Here is an 18238-nt window from a genome sequence, read left to right as displayed (position 1 = left end):
TTTAGCGTAACGGCATTAAGGGCACGATGTGTCCATTGTGATGCGCTGGCGGGGGAGAACTTCCCGCCAGCCATTTCGGAAATTCCCGCAGCGGCATTGGCCGCGCAAAGAAATATCCCTGCAAAATATGCACCCCGTGGCGACGCAAATACCGCGATTGCTCTTCGGTTTCCACCCCTTCCGCAACCAGTTCGATATTAAGCCGCTGGCCCAGCGCAATAATGATATCCGTCACTGTCGAATTCACGGCGTCAGTCCCGATGGCGGTGGTAAAGGATTTATCAATTTTCAGCACGTCAGGATGGAGCTTTTCGAGCCAGGAGAGTGAACTGTTGCCGGTGCCAAAATCATCAATGGCGAGCTTAACCCCTTTTCGATGCAGCTCGCGCACGATGCGGTAATCCACATCTCTCAGGGCATCGCGCTCCGTAAGCTCAACCACCAGCTGCTGTGCCGGGTTTGCACTGAACCACGATTGATTCAGATCCTGCAGCAGGGCGGCGTGGCGGAAGTGGCTGGCGGCCACGTTAATACCGATATGAAAATCGGACGTGGCGGGGAAGTAGCCTATCTGACGTACCGTTTCGGTGATGACATAGCGGGTGAGCGGAATAATCAGGCTGTGTTCCTCTGCCAGAGGAATAAACACGTCCGGCGAAATCCAGCCCTGACGAGGGTTATTCCAGCGCAGCAGGATCTCGATGCCGACGCAATCCTGGGTGCGGGCATTGACCAGAGGTTGGCAAAACAGCTCAAATTCCCGCGCCGCCAGCCCCATGTTAATTTCCCATGTAAAGCTCATTCGACGCGCGGTGGCCAGCCAGGCAATGTAGCCCAGCAGCAAACTCAGCATCAGTGCCAGCGGTAATTGTGTTGGCAAATTTTGGAGTGCGATTGAACCTGGACCCGGCCCGCTCACGGTAATGCTGAAGGGGTAGCGCGTTGATGCCAGCGACAGAAGCACATCGCCATCATCAAACGTCAGGGTATCTGTAACCTGCTGGCCGTAGCGCAGGTAATGATTCCCGACGGATAAACCCACATCGGTTATCAGTGGCCGCTGCGGTTCAAGGATCATTCTGGTGAGCAGGTCGATATTGACAATCTCCATCACCCCGTCTTCGCCGTCACTTGAGGCCGGATACCACTGAATGAGGATCGGGCTGCCCTTCAGCAACCACTGGTCGGTCGACAACACCAGCCGCGGTTCCTGCGCGGGAAAAATCGGCAGGAACGTGCTGACCGGCACGCTGCGTGAGCCGAAAATACTCGAGCAGTAGAGGACTCCGTCTTTAATCAGAGCAATTGAGCGGACGGTCTGCAGAATGGCCGCCTGCTTGCGTAATACCAGCTGAGCCTGGCTGCAGGGCTGTCCAACCTGGGCCTGTAACACATCGCGTCGGTTTTCCAGCGAAAGCAGCACTTTTTCAAGGGAGTGAACCGTATGGTCGGCAAAATTCTGGATGCGCTCCTGATTGACGTTACGCTGCGAAATAAACCGAATGCCCAACGTCAGGATGAGCGTAAGGAGCGCAACCGTGACACAGACGATAACGCGTTTTCGGCGATAATCTTTAATGATCGCTTGTGCTTTTTGCATGAACGGTCGCTCTGTAAGCCACCAGCCCCAAAAGCCGGACGCAACAGAGAAAGTGTAGTGGGGATTACATAATGAGACGAGGCGTGACGTTAAAATTCGCCCATCCGTTGCAGATGGGCGAAGGAAAGTATTAGTCGCACTGTACCTTAATGGCCAGACCGCCTCGTGAGGTTTCACGGTATTTGGCGTTCATGTCCTTGCCGGTTTCGTACATGGTTTCGATCACTTTATCCAGTGAAACGCGAGGTTCGCTGGTACGACGCATCGCCATACGGGAGGCGTTGATCGCTTTCACCGAAGCAATAGCGTTACGCTCGATGCACGGCACCTGCACCTGGCCTGCCACCGGGTCACAGGTCAGTCCCAGGTTATGCTCCATGCCGATTTCAGCCGCCACGCACACCTGCTCAGGGCTTGCACCCAGCAGTTCCGCGAGGCCAGCCGCTGCCATGGAGCAGGCTACGCCCACTTCACCCTGACAGCCCACTTCCGCGCCAGAAATTGAGGCGTTCATCTTGTACAGCGCACCGATCGCACCCGCCGCCAGGAAGTAACGGATGTAGATATCCGCCGTCACCGGTTCGATAAAGTGGTCATAGTAGGCCAGCACCGCTGGCACAATGCCGCACGCACCGTTGGTTGGCGCCGTTACGACGCGGCCACCGGCGGCGTTCTCTTCGTTCACGGCCAGGGCAAACATGTTCACCCAGTCAACCACGTTCATCGGATCGTTAGAGAACTTGTCCGTGGCCACCAGCATACGGCGCAGCGCGGAGGCACGGCGCGGCACGCGAAGCGGGCCCGGCAGTACGCCTTCGGTATTCATCCCGCGATCGATACAGGCGCGCATGGTTTGCCAGACGTTCGCAAAATAGTCTTCAATCTCTTTCTTGCTGTGCAGCGCCAGTTCGTTCTGCATCACCATGCCGGAAAGCGACAGGCCGGTCTCTTTGCAGTAGCCCAACATTTCGGTAGCAGACTTGAACGGGTAGGGCACATTAACGTCGCCTACGCTGTCTTTGCCAAAATGTTCTTCATCAACGATAAAACCGCCGCCGATGGAGTAGTAGGTCTTGCTGTAGATCTCTTTTTCGCCGTTCCACGCATGGATGGTCATGCCGTTTTCATGCAGCGGCAGGTTGTCGCTGCGAAAACGCATGCCGTCATCCTGTGGGAAATCCACTTCGTGCTGGCCGTTAGCCAACAGCAGGCGACCGCGCGCTTCCACGTCGCGGATAAATGCCGGAATGGCATCAATATCAACGGTATCCGGCATATTGCCTGCCAGACCCATAATAATGGCGATATCGGTGTGGTGGCCTTTACCCGTTAATGACAGCGAGCCGTAAACGTCAACGGCAACACGGGTAACGCTTTCCAGTAATCCTTTTTCGACCAGATCATCGACGAACTGTTTACCGGCCTTCATCGGCCCTACAGTGTGGGAAGAAGAAGGACCAATCCCCACTTTGAACATGTCGAATATACTAATCACTTTTACACTCCTGACAGGGTTACCGGGGTTCCAGTAACGATGTTATAACTGCGCATAGTGTAAGAGGGAACACCAACCTCGGCTTAACTATTCACATGAATTAAACTAATGGTTAACGATGGTTTTGCTAATAGCGCGACCGCGATCGCAAACCTGCCAGAAAAGGGTGGAATGTAAAGTATAGTCAAGGTTTCAGGCCGATCTGCAACGCCAGCTCACGAATAATGCCCGCCGTCATGCCCCAGACAAAATAATGCTGATACCAGGACAACCACACCCGATGGTCATGCCCACGACGCTGAATATCCAGCGGGTGATAACGGCTCAGTCGAAGGGCTTCTTCCAGCGGCATTTCAAACACCGCAGAGACTTCATCGACGCTGGCATGATACTGAAGATCGGGGGGAATAATGCCGACTACCGGGGTGACCTGAAAACCGGTGACGCTGTCGACAGGGGGCAATACGCCAACAATCTCGACGGCTTCCGGCGGAATCGCAACTTCTTCCTGTGCTTCACGCAGCGCGGCGGCAATCAGCGACGCATCGGTGCTATCCACCGCGCCGCCCGGAAAGGCGACCTGACCGGCATGTTTACGCATATGCGGCGATCGCTGCGTGAGCAGCAGGCCAGGCTGTTCGCGTCGTACCACCGGGATCAGCACCGCCGCCTGACGTTGGTTCAGCGCTTCACGGTTCACCGCAGGTCGCAAAAGCTGAAAGCGTGACAAAAAATCATCCAGCGTCAGGTTCTCTTTTTCCACCCGTTAGTTCTCCAGTTGTTGAAGGATACGGTTAACTTTATCAAAGGTTTCCTGATATTCCGCATCGACCTGGCTGTCGGCCACAATCCCGCCCCCAGCGGAACAGTACAGATTCCCGTCGCAGGCGGTTAGCGTGCGGATAGTGATACTGGTATCCATGGTTCCGCAAAGGCTCACATAGCCAATACTGCCGCACCAGGCGTTGCGGCGGTGCGGCTCCAGCTCATCGATAATTTCCATCGCCCGCACTTTTGGCGCGCCGGTGATGGAGCCGCCCGGAAACGCGGCGCGCAGCAGATCGCAGGCGGTGCGCGAGGCGGGCAGCTGCGCGGTGACGGTGCTGACAAGATGATGCACCGCCGGGAAAGGCTCGACCACGAACAATTCAGGCACGCGGACGCTGCCCGGTACCGCGACACGGCCAATATCGTTACGCATCAGGTCGACGATCATCAGGTTTTCAGCGCGGTCTTTCGGCGAGGCGGCCAGCTTTTCCGCCTGCTGGCGATCGGCGTCGGGATCGGCAAGACGCGGCAGGGTGCCTTTAATCGGGCGGGTCTGAATGATGCCATTCGCAAGGTGAATGAACCGCTCGGGGGAAAGGCTCAGGATCGCCCCGCGCGGCAGGCGCACAAACGCGCTGAATGGGGCGCGGTTGCTGGCATTGAGGCGACTAAATGCCTGCCACTCATCGCCCTGATAGGTTGCCTGGAATCGCTGGGCAAGGTTGACCTGATAACAATCGCCGCTCTGAAGGTACGCCTGCACGCGCGCGAACTTTTCCGCATACTCCTTCTCTGTCATGTTGGCGTGCCAGCCTGAGGTCAACTTGAAATCCCCCGGTGTTTCAGGCTCCAGGGCTTCCAGCCAGGCCAGACGTGCATTCACGTCGGTATGGCTCAAAAGAGACACCACCTGCCTGCGGTGATCGACGATCAGCGCCCAGTCGTAAAGCCCCACTGCCATATCGGGGAGCGGAATATCGTCCTTAGCAAGGTCCGGCAGCGTTTCGAAGCGGCGACCTAAATCGTAGCCAAACAGGCCCAGCGCGCCTCCCTGAAAAGGCAGGTCCGGGTTTGGGGTAGCGGATAAGCCGAGCGCGTTGATTTCCTGCTGAAGCTGCTTTAGCGGATCGTCCGTTGGCGACAGGTCATCAGTTGTCAGCGTTTTGACCGGATCGGCCACCAGAATATCAAAGCGGCTGTAGGGGTGATCCGCATGGCCGGAGTGCAGCAGCATCGCAAACGGAAGGTGGCTCAGGCGAGCAAACCAGAATTCAGCGGCATCAGCACGCCAGGGCAGGGTAATAACTGTGGGGAAGCGCATGTTCATGTATGGCATACTACCGGGCAGCGTGAAATAATTAGCGCGAATAATTTAGCAGGAGTTGACGATGTTTGCAGGTTTACCTTCTCTGAGCCATGAACAGCAGCAGAAAGCGGTTGAGCGAATTCAGGAACTGATGTCCCAGGGGATGAGCAGCGGGCAGGCGATTACCGTTGTCGCCGAGGAGATTCGCGCCAGTCATTCCGGCGAGCGGATTGTGGCGCGATTCGAAGATGAAGATGAAGATCCAGAAGAGTAATCGGGCTTACACCGCCGCGATAATCTTGATCTCGACCTTGTACTCCGGTTTCATCAGCGTGGCCTGTACGGTGCAGCGTACAGGCGCGTGACCCGCTACCACCCACGCATCCCAGGCTTTGTTCATCGCCGCGAAATCGTCCTTGTTTGCCAGGAAAATCGTCGCATCCAGAATGCGGGATTTGTCGCTGCCCTGTTTTTCCAGCACCGCATCAATCTGCGCCAGAGTATTCGCCGTCTGCTCGAACGCATCCGCGTCCAGGTTAGCCGGTACGCCGGTGTAGTAGAGCGTCTGGTTATGGATCACCACATCAGACCAGCGGGCTTCGGCATCAATGCGCACAATTGTCATAAACGTTTCCTCGTTATTTTTCGTCGTCAGGCGGCAAGACTGCCATATTGTGCTCCTGTCGTCACTATTTGGGGTGGCACAGGAGAGGATGGGCTGACATAATCCCTGTGCAAAAATACAGTGAGAGAGCACCGTGGCAGACGATTTTTCCCCTGAAGGTCAATTAGCGCAGGCTATCCCCGGCTTTAAACCGCGCGAGCCGCAGCGACAGATGGCGCACGCCGTTGCGCACGCTATCGATAAGGCTCAGCCGCTGGTGGTCGAAGCCGGAACCGGCACGGGTAAAACGTATGCTTACCTTGCTCCGGCGCTGCGTGCGAAGAAGAAGGTGATTATTTCCACCGGATCGAAGGCGCTGCAGGATCAGCTCTACAGCCGCGATTTGCCCACGGTGGCGAAAGCGCTGAAATACAAAGGGCGTCTGGCTCTGCTGAAAGGGCGCTCCAACTATCTCTGCCTGGAACGTCTTGAGCAGCAGGCGCTGGCGGGTGGCGACCTGCCGGTGCAGACGCTGAGCGACGTCATTATCCTTCGGTCATGGGCGAACCAGACCGAAGAGGGCGATATCAGCACCTGCGCGAGCGTGCCGGAAGATTCTCCCGCCTGGCCGCTGGTGACCAGCACCAACGACAACTGCCTCGGCAGCGACTGTCCGCTGTATAAAGACTGCTTTGTGGTAAAAGCCCGTAAAACGGCGATGGACGCGGACGTGGTGGTGGTGAACCACCATCTGTTCCTCGCGGATATGGTCGTCAAGGACAGCGGTTTCGGCGAGCTGATCCCGGAGGCGGACGTGATGATCTTCGACGAAGCCCACCAGCTTCCGGACATCGCCAGCCAGTATTTCGGCCAGTCGCTCTCGAGCCGTCAGCTTCAGGACCTGGCGAAAGACTTCACCATCGCTTACCGGACCGAACTCAAAGATACCCAGCAGCTGCAAAAGTGCGCCGACCGCCTGGCGCAGAGCGCGCAGGATTTCCGCCTACAGCTCGGCGAGCCGGGCTATCGCGGCAACCTGCGAGAGCTGCTGGCGGACAAAAACATCCAGCGCGCGCTGCTGCTGCTCGATGATGCCCTGGAGCTCTGCTACGACGTGGCAAAGCTGTCGCTTGGACGCTCCGCGCTGCTGGACGCGGCCTTTGAGCGCGCCACGCTCTATCGCGGGCGGCTCAAACGGCTGAAAGAGATTAACCAGCCGGGGTTCAGCTACTGGTATGAGTGCACCTCACGGCATTTCACGCTGGCGCTCACGCCGCTGACGGTGGCGGATAAATTTAAAGAGGTGATGGCGCAAAAACCGGGAAGCTGGATCTTCACCTCGGCAACCCTGTCGGTGAATGACGATCTGCATCACTTCACGGAACGTCTTGGCATTGAGGAGGCGGAATCGCTGCTCCTGCCCAGCCCGTTCGATTACGAAAAACAGGCGCTGCTCTGCGTTCCCCGAAATCTGCCGCTGCCGAACCAGCCGGGCGCGGCGCGCCATCTGGCGGCGATGTTAAAACCGATGATTGAGGCCAACAACGGCCGCTGCTTTATGCTCTGCACCTCTCACGCCATGATGCGTGACCTCGCCGAGCAGTTCCGCGCCACCATGACCCTACCGGTGCTGCTGCAGGGCGAAACCAGCAAAGGCCAGCTGTTACAGCAGTTTGTCAGCGCCGGGAATGCCCTGCTGGTGGCGACCAGCAGCTTCTGGGAAGGGGTCGACGTGCGGGGCGATACGCTCTCGCTGGTGATCATTGATAAGCTGCCGTTTACCTCCCCGGACGATCCGCTGCTCAAGGCGCGCATGGAAGACTGCCGCCTGCGCGGGGGCGATCCGTTTGACGAGGTCCAGCTGCCGGACGCGGTGATTACCCTCAAGCAGGGGGTAGGGCGTTTGATCCGCGACGTCACCGATCGCGGCGTGCTGGTGATTTGCGATAACCGACTGGTGATGCGCCCTTACGGTGCCACCTTCCTCGCCAGCCTGCCCCCCGCACCGCGGACGCGGGACATAAAACGCGCGGTGCGTTTCCTGGCAAACCCAACGGCGGAGTAATTCGCCCCGGAATGTGCTAAGATGCGCGCCATTTTGTGACTGACCCTTGCGAGAGCGCGACGACTGATGCGAATTCTGGCTATTGATACCGCGACAGAGGCTTGCTCTGTTGCTCTGTTGAACGACGGTGCTGTTTCTGCCCATTTCGAAGAGTGCCCACGGGAACACACCCAACGCATTCTGCCCCTGGTAAAAGCCATGTTAACCCAGGGCAACACCTCCTTAACCGACCTCGACGCGCTGGCCTTTGGCCGTGGCCCTGGCAGCTTTACGGGCGTGCGTATCGGGATTGGCATTGCGCAGGGGCTGGCGCTGGGCGCTGAACTGCCGATGATCGGTGTCTCAACCCTCGCCACCATGGCGCAGGGTGCCTGGCGCATGACCGGCGCAACCCGCGTGCTGGCGGCGATTGATGCCCGTATGGGTGAAGTTTACTGGGCCGAATATACGCGTGATGAAAACGGCGTCTGGCACGGTGAAGAGACGGAAGCCGTGCTGACGCCTGAAGCCGTCACCGAACGCCTGAAGCAGCTTTCCGGTGAGTGGGCGACGGTAGGGACGGGCTGGCCGGCTTGGCCGGAAATGGGGAACGACACCGGCGTAACGCTGGTCGACGGCAATATGCTGCTACCTGCCGCCGAAGATATGCTTCCCATTGCCTGTCAGCTGTTCGCGAAAGGAAAAACCGTTGCTGTTGAACAGGCTGAGCCGGTTTATTTACGAAACACCGTTGCGTGGAAGAAACTTCCAGGCCGCGAGTGAATCTCAGTAACAGGAACTGAGAAAAAGGAGTCGCATCATGGCGGTTCAAACTAAAGTTGTTCGCCTTTTAATGGCAGGCGTTGTTGCCACAGCACTGAGCGGTTGCGTAACCGTTCCTGATGCGATTAAGGGCAGTAGCCCAACACCACAGCAGGATCTGGTGCGCGTTATGAACGCGCCTGAGCTGTATGTGGGCCAGGAATCGCGCTTCGGCGGCAAGGTGATCGAGGTCTTTAACCAGCAAGGTAAAACCCGTCTGGAAATTGCGACGGTGCCGCTGGACAGCGGTGCTCGCCCCGTGCTGGGTGAAGCCTCGCGCGGGCGCATTTATGCAGACGTTAGCGGTTTCCTTGACCCGGTCGATTTCCGCGGGCAACTGGTGACGGTTGTGGGGCCAATTACCGGTGCGGAGCAGGGCAAAATCGGCAGCACGCCGTATAAATTTATGACCATGCAGGTGACCGGCTACAAACGCTGGCGTATTGCCCAGCAGGTGGTCATGCCGCCACAGCCGATCGATCCGTGGATGTGGGGTCCTCATCCTTACCGTTATGGTTATCCCGGCTGGGGCTGGTACAACCCGGGCCCGGCGCAGGTTCAAACGATCGTAACTGAGTAACTGACTGTTATTATTAGGAAAGAGACAGCGGCTCAGCCGCTGTCTCTGTTTTTTTACGGATAAAATGAAAAAAAAGAGTGACGCGCTTCGCAACCTGCAATCTGAACAATTAATAAACTGGTACGCTGAGTTAATATAATGTTAACAAACTGTTTATTATCGGGGCTGTGATGACGACGAACACTCATTTCAGAGGTGATGCATTGAAAAAGGTTTGGCTTAACCGTTATCCCGCAGATGTGCCTGCGGAGATCAATCCTGACCGTTATCAATCCCTGGTTGAATTATTTGAACACTCGGTGCGGCGCTATGCTGACCAGCCTGCGTTTGTGAACATGGGCGAAGTGATGACCTTCCGTAAGCTGGAAGAGCGTAGCCGGGCGTTTGCTGCGTATTTACAGGAAGGGCTGGGGCTGCAAAAAGGGGACCGCGTCGCGCTGATGATGCCAAACCTGCTGCAATATCCGGTAGCGCTGTTCGGCATCCTGCGAGCCGGGATGATTGTCGTCAACGTGAACCCGCTGTATACCCCGCGTGAACTTGAGCATCAGTTGAACGACAGTGGCGCGGTTGCGATTGTCATTGTCTCAAACTTTGCCCACACGCTGGAAAAAGTGGTCGACCGAACCCAGGTTAAGCACGTCATTCTGACGCGCATGGGCGATCAGCTTTCCACGGCCAAAGGCACGCTGGTTAACTTTGTCGTTAAATACGTGAAGCGGCTGGTACCAAAATATCATCTGCCGGACGCCATTTCCTTCCGCCGCGCGCTGCATGCGGGCTACCGTATGCAGTATGTGAAACCCGAAGTGGTGGCGGAAGATCTTGCGTTTCTGCAATACACCGGCGGGACCACCGGCGTCGCCAAAGGGGCCATGCTTACCCACCGTAATATGCTGGCGAACCTTGAACAGGTGAACGCCACCTACGGGCCGCTGCTGCATCCGGGTAAAGAAGTGGTGATCACCGCGCTTCCGCTGTATCACATTTTTGCGCTGACCATGAACTGCCTGCTGTTTATCGAGCTGGGGGGGCAGAACATCCTGATCACAAACCCGCGCGATATCCCGGGCCTGGTGAAAGAGCTGGCGAAATATCCGTTCACCGCCATGACGGGGGTGAATACCCTGTTTAACGCGCTGCTCAACAACAAAGAGTTCCAGCAGCTGGATTTCTCCACGCTGCACCTCTCCGCGGGCGGCGGCATGCCGGTTCAGCAGGCGGTTGCCGAGCGCTGGGTTAAGCTTACCGGGCAGTACCTGCTGGAAGGCTATGGTCTGACGGAGTGCGCACCGCTGGTGAGCGTCAACCCGCACGACATTGACTACCACAGCGGCAGCATTGGCCTGCCTGTTCCGTCGACCGAAGCGAAGCTGGTGGATGATGAGGATAACGAAGTGCCTCATGGTGAGCCGGGCGAGCTGTGCGTAAGAGGGCCGCAGGTGATGCTGGGCTACTGGCAACGCCCGGATGCCACGGACGAGATCATCAAAGACGGCTGGCTGCATACCGGCGATATCGCCGTGATGGACGACGAAGGTTTCCTGCGCATTGTCGATCGTAAGAAAGACATGATCCTGGTCTCCGGCTTTAACGTCTACCCGAACGAAATCGAAGACGTGGTCATGCAGCACAGCGGCGTGCTCGAAGTGGCGGCTGTGGGCGTTCCGTCCGGTAGCAGCGGTGAAGCGGTGAAGATATTTGTGGTCAAGAAAGATCCTTCTCTCACCGAGGATGCGCTGATAACGTTTTGTCGCCGTCAACTGACGGGTTATAAAGTGCCGAAGCTAGTGGAATTCCGCGATGAACTGCCGAAATCCAACGTCGGGAAGATATTACGACGAGAATTACGTGACGAAGCCCGTGCCAAAGTAGACAATAAGGCCTGAGCTTCACGTTAATCGCCCAGACGCCGGTTAAGCCGGCGTTTTTTATGGGCGCAAACAAAAGAGAATATGATTTGAATTACCAGATGATCACGACCAACGACGAGCTGGCTTCGCTGTGCGAAGTGACGCGCGACTATCCCGCCATCGCCCTGGATACCGAGTTTGTCCGTACGAGAACCTATTATCCGCAGCTGGGCCTGATTCAGATGTACGACGGCAAACATGTCTCGCTGATTGATCCGCTCGGTATTACCGACTGGGCACCGATGCGCGAACTGCTGCTGGATACGGCCGTGACCAAATTCCTGCATGCGGGCAGTGAAGATCTGGAAGTGTTTATGAATACCTTTGGCATCATGCCACAGCCGCTCATTGATACGCAGATCCTCGCCGCGTTCAGCGGGCGTCCGCTCTCATGGGGCTTTGCTGCCATGGTTGAGGAGTATACCGGCCTGACGCTGGATAAAAGCGAATCCCGCACCGACTGGCTGGCGCGCCCGCTGACCGAGCGTCAGCTGGAATATGCGGCGGCAGACGTCTTCTACCTGCTGCCGATTGCCGGACAGCTGATGAAGGAGGCGGAAGCCTCCGGCTGGCTGTCCGCTGCGATGGATGAGTGTCGAATGACCCAGCAGCGCCGTCAGGAAGTGGTTGACCCGAAAGAGGCCTGGCGCGACATCACGAACGCCTGGCAGCTTCGCACACGTCAGCTGGCCTGCCTGCAGCTGTTAGCAGACTGGCGCTTGCGCAAAGCGCGTGAGCGCGATCTGGCCGTGAACTTTGTGGTGCGTGAAGAGCATCTGTGGGCGGTCGCCCGCTACATGCCGGGCAGCATGGGTGAACTGGACAGCATTGGTCTCTCCGGAAGCGAAATTCGTTTCCACGGCAAAACCCTGCTCGCGCTGGTGGCGCAGGCACAGCAAACGGCGGATGAAGACCTGCCGGAACCGCTGCTGAATCTGATGGATATGCCGGGCTATCGTAAAGCGTTTAAAGATATCAAAGCGCTGGTGCAGAACGTCGCAACGGAAAGCAAGCTGAGCGCGGAGCTGTTGGCATCACGTCGTCAGATTAATCAATTACTGAACTGGCACTGGAAGCTGAAGCCGCAGAATGGGCTGCCAGAGATGGTGGCGGGGTGGCGCGGGGAACTGATGGCCGATCGCCTGAATACGCTGCTGGAAGGTTATCCGCGATAAAAATATGCCGGGCGATATACCCGGCATATTCCCCCGGTGGCGCTGCGCTTACCGGGGCTACGAAATCCCAAACCTACGGACGCGACTCTTCCGCTTCCGGGAGCGTAACGTTCAGCTCCAGAATCGAAATATCCCCGTCTTTTTGCTCCAGCTGTACGGTGACCATCTCCGGGTCAATCTGCACGTATTTACAGATCACTTCCAGGATGTCCTTGCGCAGCTGCGGCAGGTAGTGAGGCTCGGCGTCGCTACGACGACGCTCCGCAACGATAATTTGCAGACGTTCTTTTGCGATGTTGGCGGTGCTTTTTTTCCGCGAGAGAAAAAAGTCCAGTAATGCCATAACTTATCCTCCGAACAGGCGTTTGAGGAAACCTTTCTTCTCTTCTTCAATGAAGCGGAAAGGACGTTCTTCTCCCAGCAGACGGTCAACGGTATCGGCGTAAGCTTTACCTGCATCTGCCATCGTATCCAGGATCACTGGCTCACCCTGGTTAGAGGCGCGTAACACGGACTGATCTTCCGGGATAACGCCAACCAGTTTGATGCGCAGGATCTCCAGCACGTCTTCCATGCTCAGCATGTCACCTTTGTTCACGCGACCCGGGTTGTAGCGGGTCAGCAACAGGTGCTCTTTGATCGGTTCCTGGCCATTTTCCGCACGGCGGGATTTAGAGGCGAGGATACCGAGAATTCGGTCTGAGTCACGCACGGACGAGACTTCAGGGTTCGTGGTGATGATGGCTTCATCCGCGAAGTAGAGCGCCATCAGCGCACCGGTTTCGATACCGGCAGGGGAGTCACAGACGACGAAGTCAAACTCCATCTTTTTCAGATCGTCGAGCACTTTTTCCACGCCTTCGCGGGTCAGCGCGTCTTTGTCACGGGTCTGAGACGCCGGAAGAATGTAGAGGTTCTCGGTGCGCTTGTCTTTAATCAGCGCCTGGTTAAGCGTGGCATCGCCCTGGATGACGTTTACGAAGTCATACACGACGCGACGCTCACAACCCATGATCAGGTCCAGGTTACGCAGGCCGATATCGAAATCGATAACGACGGTTTTCTTTCCCTTCTGGGCCAAACCAGTAGCGATGGCCGCGCTGGAGGTGGTCTTGCCAACGCCTCCTTTACCCGAAGTAACAACAATAATGCGTGCCATAGAAATTCCTTGTTAAAAAGGGATCAATTCAACGGTTGAACGGTCAACGCGTCGTCTGCCAGCAGCAGACGAGCCGCTTTGCCATAAAATTCGGCTGGGATCTTGTCGCTCAGCCAATATTCACCTGCGATGGACACCAGTTCCGCCGTCAGGTGACTACAAAATATTTGTGCTTCCCGATCGCCACTTGCGCCCGCGAGCGCACGCCCACGCATCATACCGTAGACGTGAATATTGCCATCCGCAATCAGTTCAGCGCCAGCACTGACGTGGCTTGTAACAATTAGATCACAGTTTGGCGCATAAATTCGCTGACCGGAACGAACCGGCACATCAATCAATCGCGTTTTTGTGACAGGTGTAACGTTTTGAGCCGGGGGAAGGGGCGTCTGCACCGCCGCTGGGGCCGAACGAGGGGCTTTTTCTTTGCCTTCGGTCAGGAGCGGTAGCCCTGCCCGTTCAATCTCGGCTTTCAGTTCAGCATCTTTACAGCCGCTAATGCCGACAATACGCAGCCCGGTGGATGAAACCGCCTGCTGGAGAAGTTTCCAGTTAACCGGGGCATCCAGACCGCTCACATTGACGACAACGGGGGCATGTTTCAGAAAGGCGGGTGCCTGCGCGATTTTATCTTCTAACGCCTGACGAATAACCTCGGGTTTTGCATCATGCAAATGAACCACTGATAAGGTGAAGCTACTGCCTTTAAGCTCGATGGGCGTGTTTGACATCCTGGCCTTACTCAATTTGCTATTAACCGCAACAACTCGCTGCGATATTCCGAAGAGTATCAGGCATGTTATAGTCAGGAGTATATTGAGGCAAGCAACCACCCATTAATTCAGAGTAAAAACATGTTTTGTGTGATCTATAGAAGTACAAGCCGTGACCAGACCTATCTTTATGTCGAAAAGAAAGACGATTTTTCGCGCGTGCCTGAAGAATTAATGAAAAACTTTGGCCGTCCTCAGCTGGCAATGCTGCTGCCGCTTGACGGGCGTAAGGCGCTGGTGAATGCCGATTTGGAAAAAGTGAAATTGGCATTAACCGAACAAGGCTATTATTTACAGCTTCCGCCACCACCCGAGAATTTATTAAAACAGCATCTTGAGGTGAACGGAAAGAAATAAACCCGGACGCCTCCGGGAACAACACATCAACCGTTTAGGGGTCGACCATGTATCAACATCATAACTGGCAAGGTGCATTACTGGATTATCCCGTCAGCAAAGTCGTCTGCGTGGGCAGCAACTACGCAAAACACATTCAGGAAATGGGCAGCGCGACGCCAGACGAGCCGGTCCTGTTTATTAAGCCCGAAACCGCACTCTGCGATATTCGCCAGCCGCTGGCGTTACCGCAAGGGCTGGGTTCCGTGCACCACGAGGTGGAGCTGGCGGTGCTGATTGGCGCCACGCTGCGCCAGGCTTCTGAAGAGCATGTGCACAAAGCGATTGCCGGTTACGGTGTCGCCCTGGATCTCACCCTGCGTGATGTGCAGGGCAAGATGAAGAAAGCGGGGCAACCGTGGGAAAAAGCCAAAGGCTTTGATAATTCCTGCCCCATTTCGGGTTTTGTTCCCGTCAGTGAGTTCACTGATGACCCGCAGGACACCCCGCTCAGCCTGAAGGTGAATGGCGAAGTTCGCCAGCAGGGCACCACGGCAGACATGATCCACAAGATCGTCCCGCTGATTGCCTACATGAGCCGCTTCTTTACCCTGAAACCGGGTGATGTGATCCTGACCGGTACGCCAGAGGGCGTCGGCCCGCTCAACGGTGGCGATGAGCTTGAGGTCAGTTTCAACGGCCTGTCGCTGAAAACACGCGTGCTGTAAAAACACCTTGCCGCCTGAAATGGGCGGCAAAACTTGCATCAACGTGCCAGACTCGTTATAAGGTGCGCTTTCTTTTGACGTGTGGACATCCTGATGAACGACATCCCTTTCTGGCAAACTAAAACGCTCGACGAAATGACCGACGCGGAGTGGGAGTCGTTGTGCGACGGCTGCGGACAGTGCTGCCTGCACAAGCTGATGGATGAGGACTCTGACGAGATCTATTTCACCAACGTCGCCTGCAAGCAGCTGAACATCAAAACCTGCCAGTGCCGCAACTACGAACGCCGCTTCGAGTACGAGCCGGACTGCATCAAGCTAACCCGTGAAAATTTGCCGACCTTTGAGTGGTTACCGCATACCTGCGCGTATCGCCTGCTGGCGGAAGGAAAAGATCTGCCCAAATGGCACCCGCTGCTGACCGGCTCCAAAGCGGCTATGCACGGTGAACGCATTTCCGTGCGCCATATTGCGGTGAAAGAGTCTGAAGTGCGGGACTGGGAAGACCACATCATGAATCACCCAAATCGGTGATAATAAAAAACCCGCCTCGGCGGGTTTTTTATTATGCGCTGTTGTGCGGTCTGATGCCCTCACCCCAACCCTCTCCCACGGGAGAGGGCGCAAACATTAAAAACGGCAACCGAAGTTGCCGTTTTGCTTTTATCTTCCAAATAGGTCCCGTTTCTTTGGCTTAAACGGCTGGGCAATCAGCACCAGCAGCGCCACGACGAAGTAGGCCACAAAAATGCCCACCAGCCACTGCGGCATCTCCAGCGTCAGGAATTCCCACTGACGCACAGAACAGTCGCCGGACGCCACAAACACCTGCGGCAGCCACTTATCCAGCGGCAGCCAGCTCGGGAAGCGGGCGGCAAAATCACAGGTCATAAACGGCGACGGATGCAGCTGCATCATGGTGTGCTCCCAGGAGAGTTCAATTCCCTTCCAGGCGCTGTACAGCCAGATGGCGATACCGGCATAGCGTAACGGTGATTTCGGGGCAATCGCGCCCACGAGACCCGCGCCCATAATGCCGAACAATGCGCAACGTTCGTAGATACACAGCACGCAGGGCTTCAGCCCCATCACGTGCTGGAACCACAACGCGACCATTTCCAGCGCAAAGGCGGTCAGGGCCATTAGCAACCACGCTCCGCGACCGCGAGAGCACTGGTTTAAAAATCTCAACATAATCATTTCCCTGGAACATGCTTAGAAAGCGCAGTGTAAACGAATTCGTTTTCCGCGCCACCTGTACCTGACGAAATAAAACGTAATTGGATGTTTATCATGCGAAAAGGCAAACGGGCAGCGAACTGCCCGATTTACACGTCTTAATGCGCGGCAAGTATACCCGCTTGTATCAGCCACTGCGTATAAGGAATGAGGGTAATTTTGACGCAAAGCAAACCCACAATCGTCAGTACCAGCGTATAGGGCAGGGCCATCCAGACCATTCTTCCATAAGAAAGTCGTATGAGTGGCGCAAGAGCCGAGGTCAGCAGGAACAGGAATGCGGCCTGGCCGTTAGGCGTCGCCACGGAAGGGAGGTTGGTGCCGGTGTTGATCGCCACCGCCAGCAGCTCGAACTGCTGGGCGCTGATAACGCCTTCTTGCATAGCCGTTTTGGCTTCATTGATGTAGACCGTCCCGACAAAGACGTTATCGGAGATGGACGACAGAAGGCCGTTGAAAAGATAAAAGAGCGAAAGTTGCGCGTCCGGAGCCGCCTGGAGCACAAACGTGATAATCGGTGCAAACAGGTGCTGGTCGACGATCACCGCCACGACGGCAAAGAAGACCGCCAGCAGCGCGGTAAACGGCAGGGCTTCTGTAAAGGCTTTGCCGATAGCATGCTCGTCCGTTACGCCGCTAAAGGTGGTGGCAAGGATAATTACGGAGAGGCCTATCAACCCGACTTCGGCAAGATGAAAGGCCAGCGCGGCGATAAGCCAGATGCCGATGATCCCCTGCGCAATCAGACGCAGCGTCTCCTGGCGCGTACGCTGTTTGCGGCTCTGCTCGTCAAACCTATGCAGCTCTTTGCGCACCGGCTCAGGCAGTTGCGCGCCGTAGCCGAAAATGTGGAACTTCTCGACCAGTATGCAGGTTGCTAACCCGCAGACGAACACGGGCAGGGTGACGGGGGCCATGCGCAGGAAAAACTCGCCGAACTGCCAGTGAGCCGCTTTGGCGATAATCAGGTTTTGCGGCTCACCCACCATGGTCATCACGCCGCCCAGCGCCGTACCGACGCCCGCATGCATCATCAGGCTGCGCAGAAACGCGCGAAACTGTTCCAGCACGTCACGGTTATGCGCCTCGACGTGGCTGTCATCCTGAAGATCTTCGCTCGGGCGCGAGGAGGCCACCCGGTGATAAATCCCGTAAAAGCCGACGGCGACGCTGATCACCACCGCGACAACGGTCAGCGCATCCAGGAAGGCCGACAGAAAGGCGGCAGCAAGGCAAAACGCCAGTGAGAGGATCGCTTTCGATGGAATGCTGAGCAGCAGGCGCGTGAAGATAAACAGCAGCAGCTGTTTCATAAAGTAGATACCGGCCACCATAAAAATCAGCAGCAGTAGCACTTCGAGATTCGACGCCAGCTCGTGTTTAACATGTTCAGCGCTGGTCATACCAATCACCACGGCTTCAAACGCCAGCAGGCCGCCGGGCAGCAGGGGATAGCACTTCAGCGCCATTGCCAGGGTGAAGATAAACTCAGCCACCAGCAGCCAGCCGGCGACAAAGGGATTCACACTAAAAATGATGGGATTTACGACCAGGAAAACCAGCAGTATCAGTTTGTACCAGTCAGGAGACTGACCTAAAAAATTGCGCCATAGCGCGCGCCCAAAAGAAATTTCCACAACAGACGTCCTTCCCGTCAAGTAATACAAAGCATCAGTATACGCAAAAATCGCGGCCT

19 protein-coding genes are annotated in these 18238 nt (G+C 56.3%); 9 read left to right on the top strand and 10 right to left on the bottom strand.

The features are described 5' to 3' along the window. Position 1 precedes the first annotated feature (1 nt). From K5E19_RS05985 to pabB, 4 genes are all read right to left on the bottom strand, one after another. Positions 2-1600 (bottom strand): EAL domain-containing protein, encoded by a 1599-nt coding sequence (locus tag K5E19_RS05985; protein WP_221550380.1) that lies wholly within the window; start codon positions 1598-1600, stop codon positions 2-4. A gap of 130 nt (positions 1601-1730) precedes the next feature. Beyond that, complete coding sequence (sdaA, locus tag K5E19_RS05980) at positions 1731-3095, bottom strand: L-serine ammonia-lyase (RefSeq protein ID WP_221550379.1); 1365 nt, start codon at positions 3093-3095, stop codon at positions 1731-1733. Between the two features lie 184 nt (positions 3096-3279). Continuing rightward, entirely contained in the window at positions 3280-3858 is a 579-nt protein-coding gene (locus K5E19_RS05975; protein WP_108417604.1) for a CoA pyrophosphatase, read from the bottom strand. A gap of 3 nt (positions 3859-3861) precedes the next feature. Further along, positions 3862-5190, bottom strand: a complete 1329-nt coding sequence (pabB, locus tag K5E19_RS05970; RefSeq protein ID WP_221550509.1) for an aminodeoxychorismate synthase component 1 — start codon at positions 5188-5190, stop codon at positions 3862-3864. Positions 5191-5251: 61 nt separating this feature from the next. Between pabB and K5E19_RS05965 the strand changes: the two genes are divergently transcribed. Continuing rightward, positions 5252-5443 carry a YoaH family protein gene (locus K5E19_RS05965; protein WP_033145823.1) on the top strand — a complete coding sequence of 64 codons (192 nt, stop codon included), beginning with the start codon at positions 5252-5254 and terminating at the stop codon, positions 5441-5443. 6 nt (positions 5444-5449) lie between these two features. On the opposite strand, the gene K5E19_RS05960 is transcribed toward K5E19_RS05965, so the two are convergent. Next, positions 5450-5794, bottom strand: coding sequence for a RidA family protein (locus K5E19_RS05960; RefSeq protein ID WP_008500498.1), 345 nt, complete (start codon positions 5792-5794; stop codon positions 5450-5452). Between the two features lie 133 nt (positions 5795-5927). On the opposite strand from K5E19_RS05960, the gene K5E19_RS05955 reads away from it, so the two are divergent. The 5 genes from K5E19_RS05955 to rnd all read left to right on the top strand — a co-directional run bounded on the left by K5E19_RS05955 (position 5928) and on the right by rnd (position 12307). Further along, positions 5928-7838: an ATP-dependent DNA helicase gene (locus K5E19_RS05955; protein WP_100166045.1), complete on the top strand. Its 1911-nt coding sequence runs from the start codon at positions 5928-5930 to the stop codon at positions 7836-7838. 66 nt (positions 7839-7904) lie between these two features. Beyond that, positions 7905-8600 (top strand): tRNA (adenosine(37)-N6)-threonylcarbamoyltransferase complex dimerization subunit type 1 TsaB, encoded by a 696-nt coding sequence (gene tsaB / locus K5E19_RS05950; RefSeq protein WP_182400773.1) that lies wholly within the window; start codon positions 7905-7907, stop codon positions 8598-8600. Positions 8601-8637: 37 nt separating this feature from the next. Next, the gene (locus K5E19_RS05945) at positions 8638-9219 is read left to right on the top strand and encodes a Slp family lipoprotein (RefSeq protein ID WP_221550378.1); all 582 of its coding nucleotides are present in this window, start codon (positions 8638-8640) and stop codon (positions 9217-9219) included. A gap of 203 nt (positions 9220-9422) precedes the next feature. Continuing rightward, on the top strand, positions 9423-11108 hold the full coding sequence (fadD, locus tag K5E19_RS05940; RefSeq protein ID WP_221550377.1) for a long-chain-fatty-acid--CoA ligase FadD: 1686 nt from the start codon (positions 9423-9425) through the stop codon (positions 11106-11108). 83 nt (positions 11109-11191) lie between these two features. Continuing rightward, positions 11192-12307 (top strand): ribonuclease D, encoded by a 1116-nt coding sequence (rnd, locus tag K5E19_RS05935; RefSeq protein ID WP_221550508.1) that lies wholly within the window; start codon positions 11192-11194, stop codon positions 12305-12307. Between the two features lie 73 nt (positions 12308-12380). Here rnd and minE read toward each other — a convergent pair whose 3' ends face one another. From minE to minC, 3 genes are read right to left on the bottom strand one after another with little or no spacing between them, the layout of a single operon-like run. Beyond that, positions 12381-12650 (bottom strand): cell division topological specificity factor MinE, encoded by a 270-nt coding sequence (gene minE / locus K5E19_RS05930; RefSeq protein ID WP_010432714.1) that lies wholly within the window; start codon positions 12648-12650, stop codon positions 12381-12383. A gap of 3 nt (positions 12651-12653) precedes the next feature. Further along, positions 12654-13466, bottom strand: a complete 813-nt coding sequence (gene minD, locus K5E19_RS05925; RefSeq protein WP_089598218.1) for a septum site-determining protein MinD — start codon at positions 13464-13466, stop codon at positions 12654-12656. A gap of 23 nt (positions 13467-13489) precedes the next feature. Beyond that, positions 13490-14197: a septum site-determining protein MinC gene (minC, locus tag K5E19_RS05920; protein WP_221550376.1), complete on the bottom strand. Its 708-nt coding sequence runs from the start codon at positions 14195-14197 to the stop codon at positions 13490-13492. Between the two features lie 123 nt (positions 14198-14320). On the opposite strand from minC, the gene K5E19_RS05915 reads away from it, so the two are divergent. The 3 genes from K5E19_RS05915 (at position 14321) to K5E19_RS05905 (ending at position 15837) form a co-directional block, all read left to right on the top strand. Beyond that, complete coding sequence (locus K5E19_RS05915; RefSeq protein WP_221550375.1) at positions 14321-14596, top strand: YcgL domain-containing protein; 276 nt, start codon at positions 14321-14323, stop codon at positions 14594-14596. 47 nt (positions 14597-14643) lie between these two features. Further along, a complete protein-coding gene (locus tag K5E19_RS05910; RefSeq protein ID WP_221550374.1) occupies positions 14644-15303 on the top strand; it encodes a fumarylacetoacetate hydrolase family protein in 660 nt (219 codons plus the stop codon). A gap of 93 nt (positions 15304-15396) precedes the next feature. After that, a complete protein-coding gene (locus tag K5E19_RS05905) occupies positions 15397-15837 on the top strand; it encodes a YcgN family cysteine cluster protein (protein ID WP_221550373.1) in 441 nt (146 codons plus the stop codon). A 129-nt stretch (positions 15838-15966) separates the two neighbouring features. Here K5E19_RS05905 and dsbB read toward each other — a convergent pair whose 3' ends face one another. Together dsbB and nhaB are read right to left on the bottom strand one after the other, a co-directional pair. Next, positions 15967-16497 (bottom strand): disulfide bond formation protein DsbB, encoded by a 531-nt coding sequence (dsbB, locus tag K5E19_RS05900; RefSeq protein WP_089598221.1) that lies wholly within the window; start codon positions 16495-16497, stop codon positions 15967-15969. A gap of 143 nt (positions 16498-16640) precedes the next feature. Then, the gene (gene nhaB, locus K5E19_RS05895; protein WP_221550372.1) at positions 16641-18179 is read right to left on the bottom strand and encodes a Na(+)/H(+) antiporter NhaB; all 1539 of its coding nucleotides are present in this window, start codon (positions 18177-18179) and stop codon (positions 16641-16643) included. Positions 18180-18238 lie beyond the last annotated feature (59 nt).

This window comes from Enterobacter sp. RIT637 (assembly GCF_019718755.1).
In the GTDB taxonomy this organism is placed as follows: domain Bacteria; phylum Pseudomonadota; class Gammaproteobacteria; order Enterobacterales; family Enterobacteriaceae; genus Enterobacter.
This window is presented reverse-complemented; position numbering and strand designations above follow the sequence as displayed.

Excerpts from the sequence above, each read along its gene's own strand:
- minE (WP_010432714.1), bottom strand. The coding sequence starts at position 12,650 with ATGGCATTACTGGACTTTTTTCTCTCGCGGAAAAAAAGCACCGCCAAC.
- K5E19_RS05915 (WP_221550375.1), top strand. The coding sequence starts at position 14,321 with ATGTTTTGTGTGATCTATAGAAGTACAAGCCGTGACCAGACCTATCTT.
- K5E19_RS05905 (WP_221550373.1), top strand. The coding sequence starts at position 15,397 with ATGAACGACATCCCTTTCTGGCAAACTAAAACGCTCGACGAAATGACC.
- K5E19_RS05960 (WP_008500498.1), bottom strand. The coding sequence starts at position 5,794 with ATGACAATTGTGCGCATTGATGCCGAAGCCCGCTGGTCTGATGTGGTG.
- rnd (WP_221550508.1), top strand. The coding sequence starts at position 11,192 with ATGATCACGACCAACGACGAGCTGGCTTCGCTGTGCGAAGTGACGCGC.
- tsaB (WP_182400773.1), top strand. The coding sequence starts at position 7,905 with ATGCGAATTCTGGCTATTGATACCGCGACAGAGGCTTGCTCTGTTGCT.
- K5E19_RS05945 (WP_221550378.1), top strand. The coding sequence starts at position 8,638 with ATGGCGGTTCAAACTAAAGTTGTTCGCCTTTTAATGGCAGGCGTTGTT.
- minC (WP_221550376.1), bottom strand. The coding sequence starts at position 14,197 with ATGTCAAACACGCCCATCGAGCTTAAAGGCAGTAGCTTCACCTTATCA.
- pabB (WP_221550509.1), bottom strand. The coding sequence starts at position 5,190 with ATGAACATGCGCTTCCCCACAGTTATTACCCTGCCCTGGCGTGCTGAT.
- K5E19_RS05985 (WP_221550380.1), bottom strand. The coding sequence starts at position 1,600 with ATGCAAAAAGCACAAGCGATCATTAAAGATTATCGCCGAAAACGCGTT.
- dsbB (WP_089598221.1), bottom strand. The coding sequence starts at position 16,497 with ATGTTGAGATTTTTAAACCAGTGCTCTCGCGGTCGCGGAGCGTGGTTG.
- minD (WP_089598218.1), bottom strand. The coding sequence starts at position 13,466 with ATGGCACGCATTATTGTTGTTACTTCGGGTAAAGGAGGCGTTGGCAAG.
- K5E19_RS05910 (WP_221550374.1), top strand. The coding sequence starts at position 14,644 with ATGTATCAACATCATAACTGGCAAGGTGCATTACTGGATTATCCCGTC.
- K5E19_RS05965 (WP_033145823.1), top strand. The coding sequence starts at position 5,252 with ATGTTTGCAGGTTTACCTTCTCTGAGCCATGAACAGCAGCAGAAAGCG.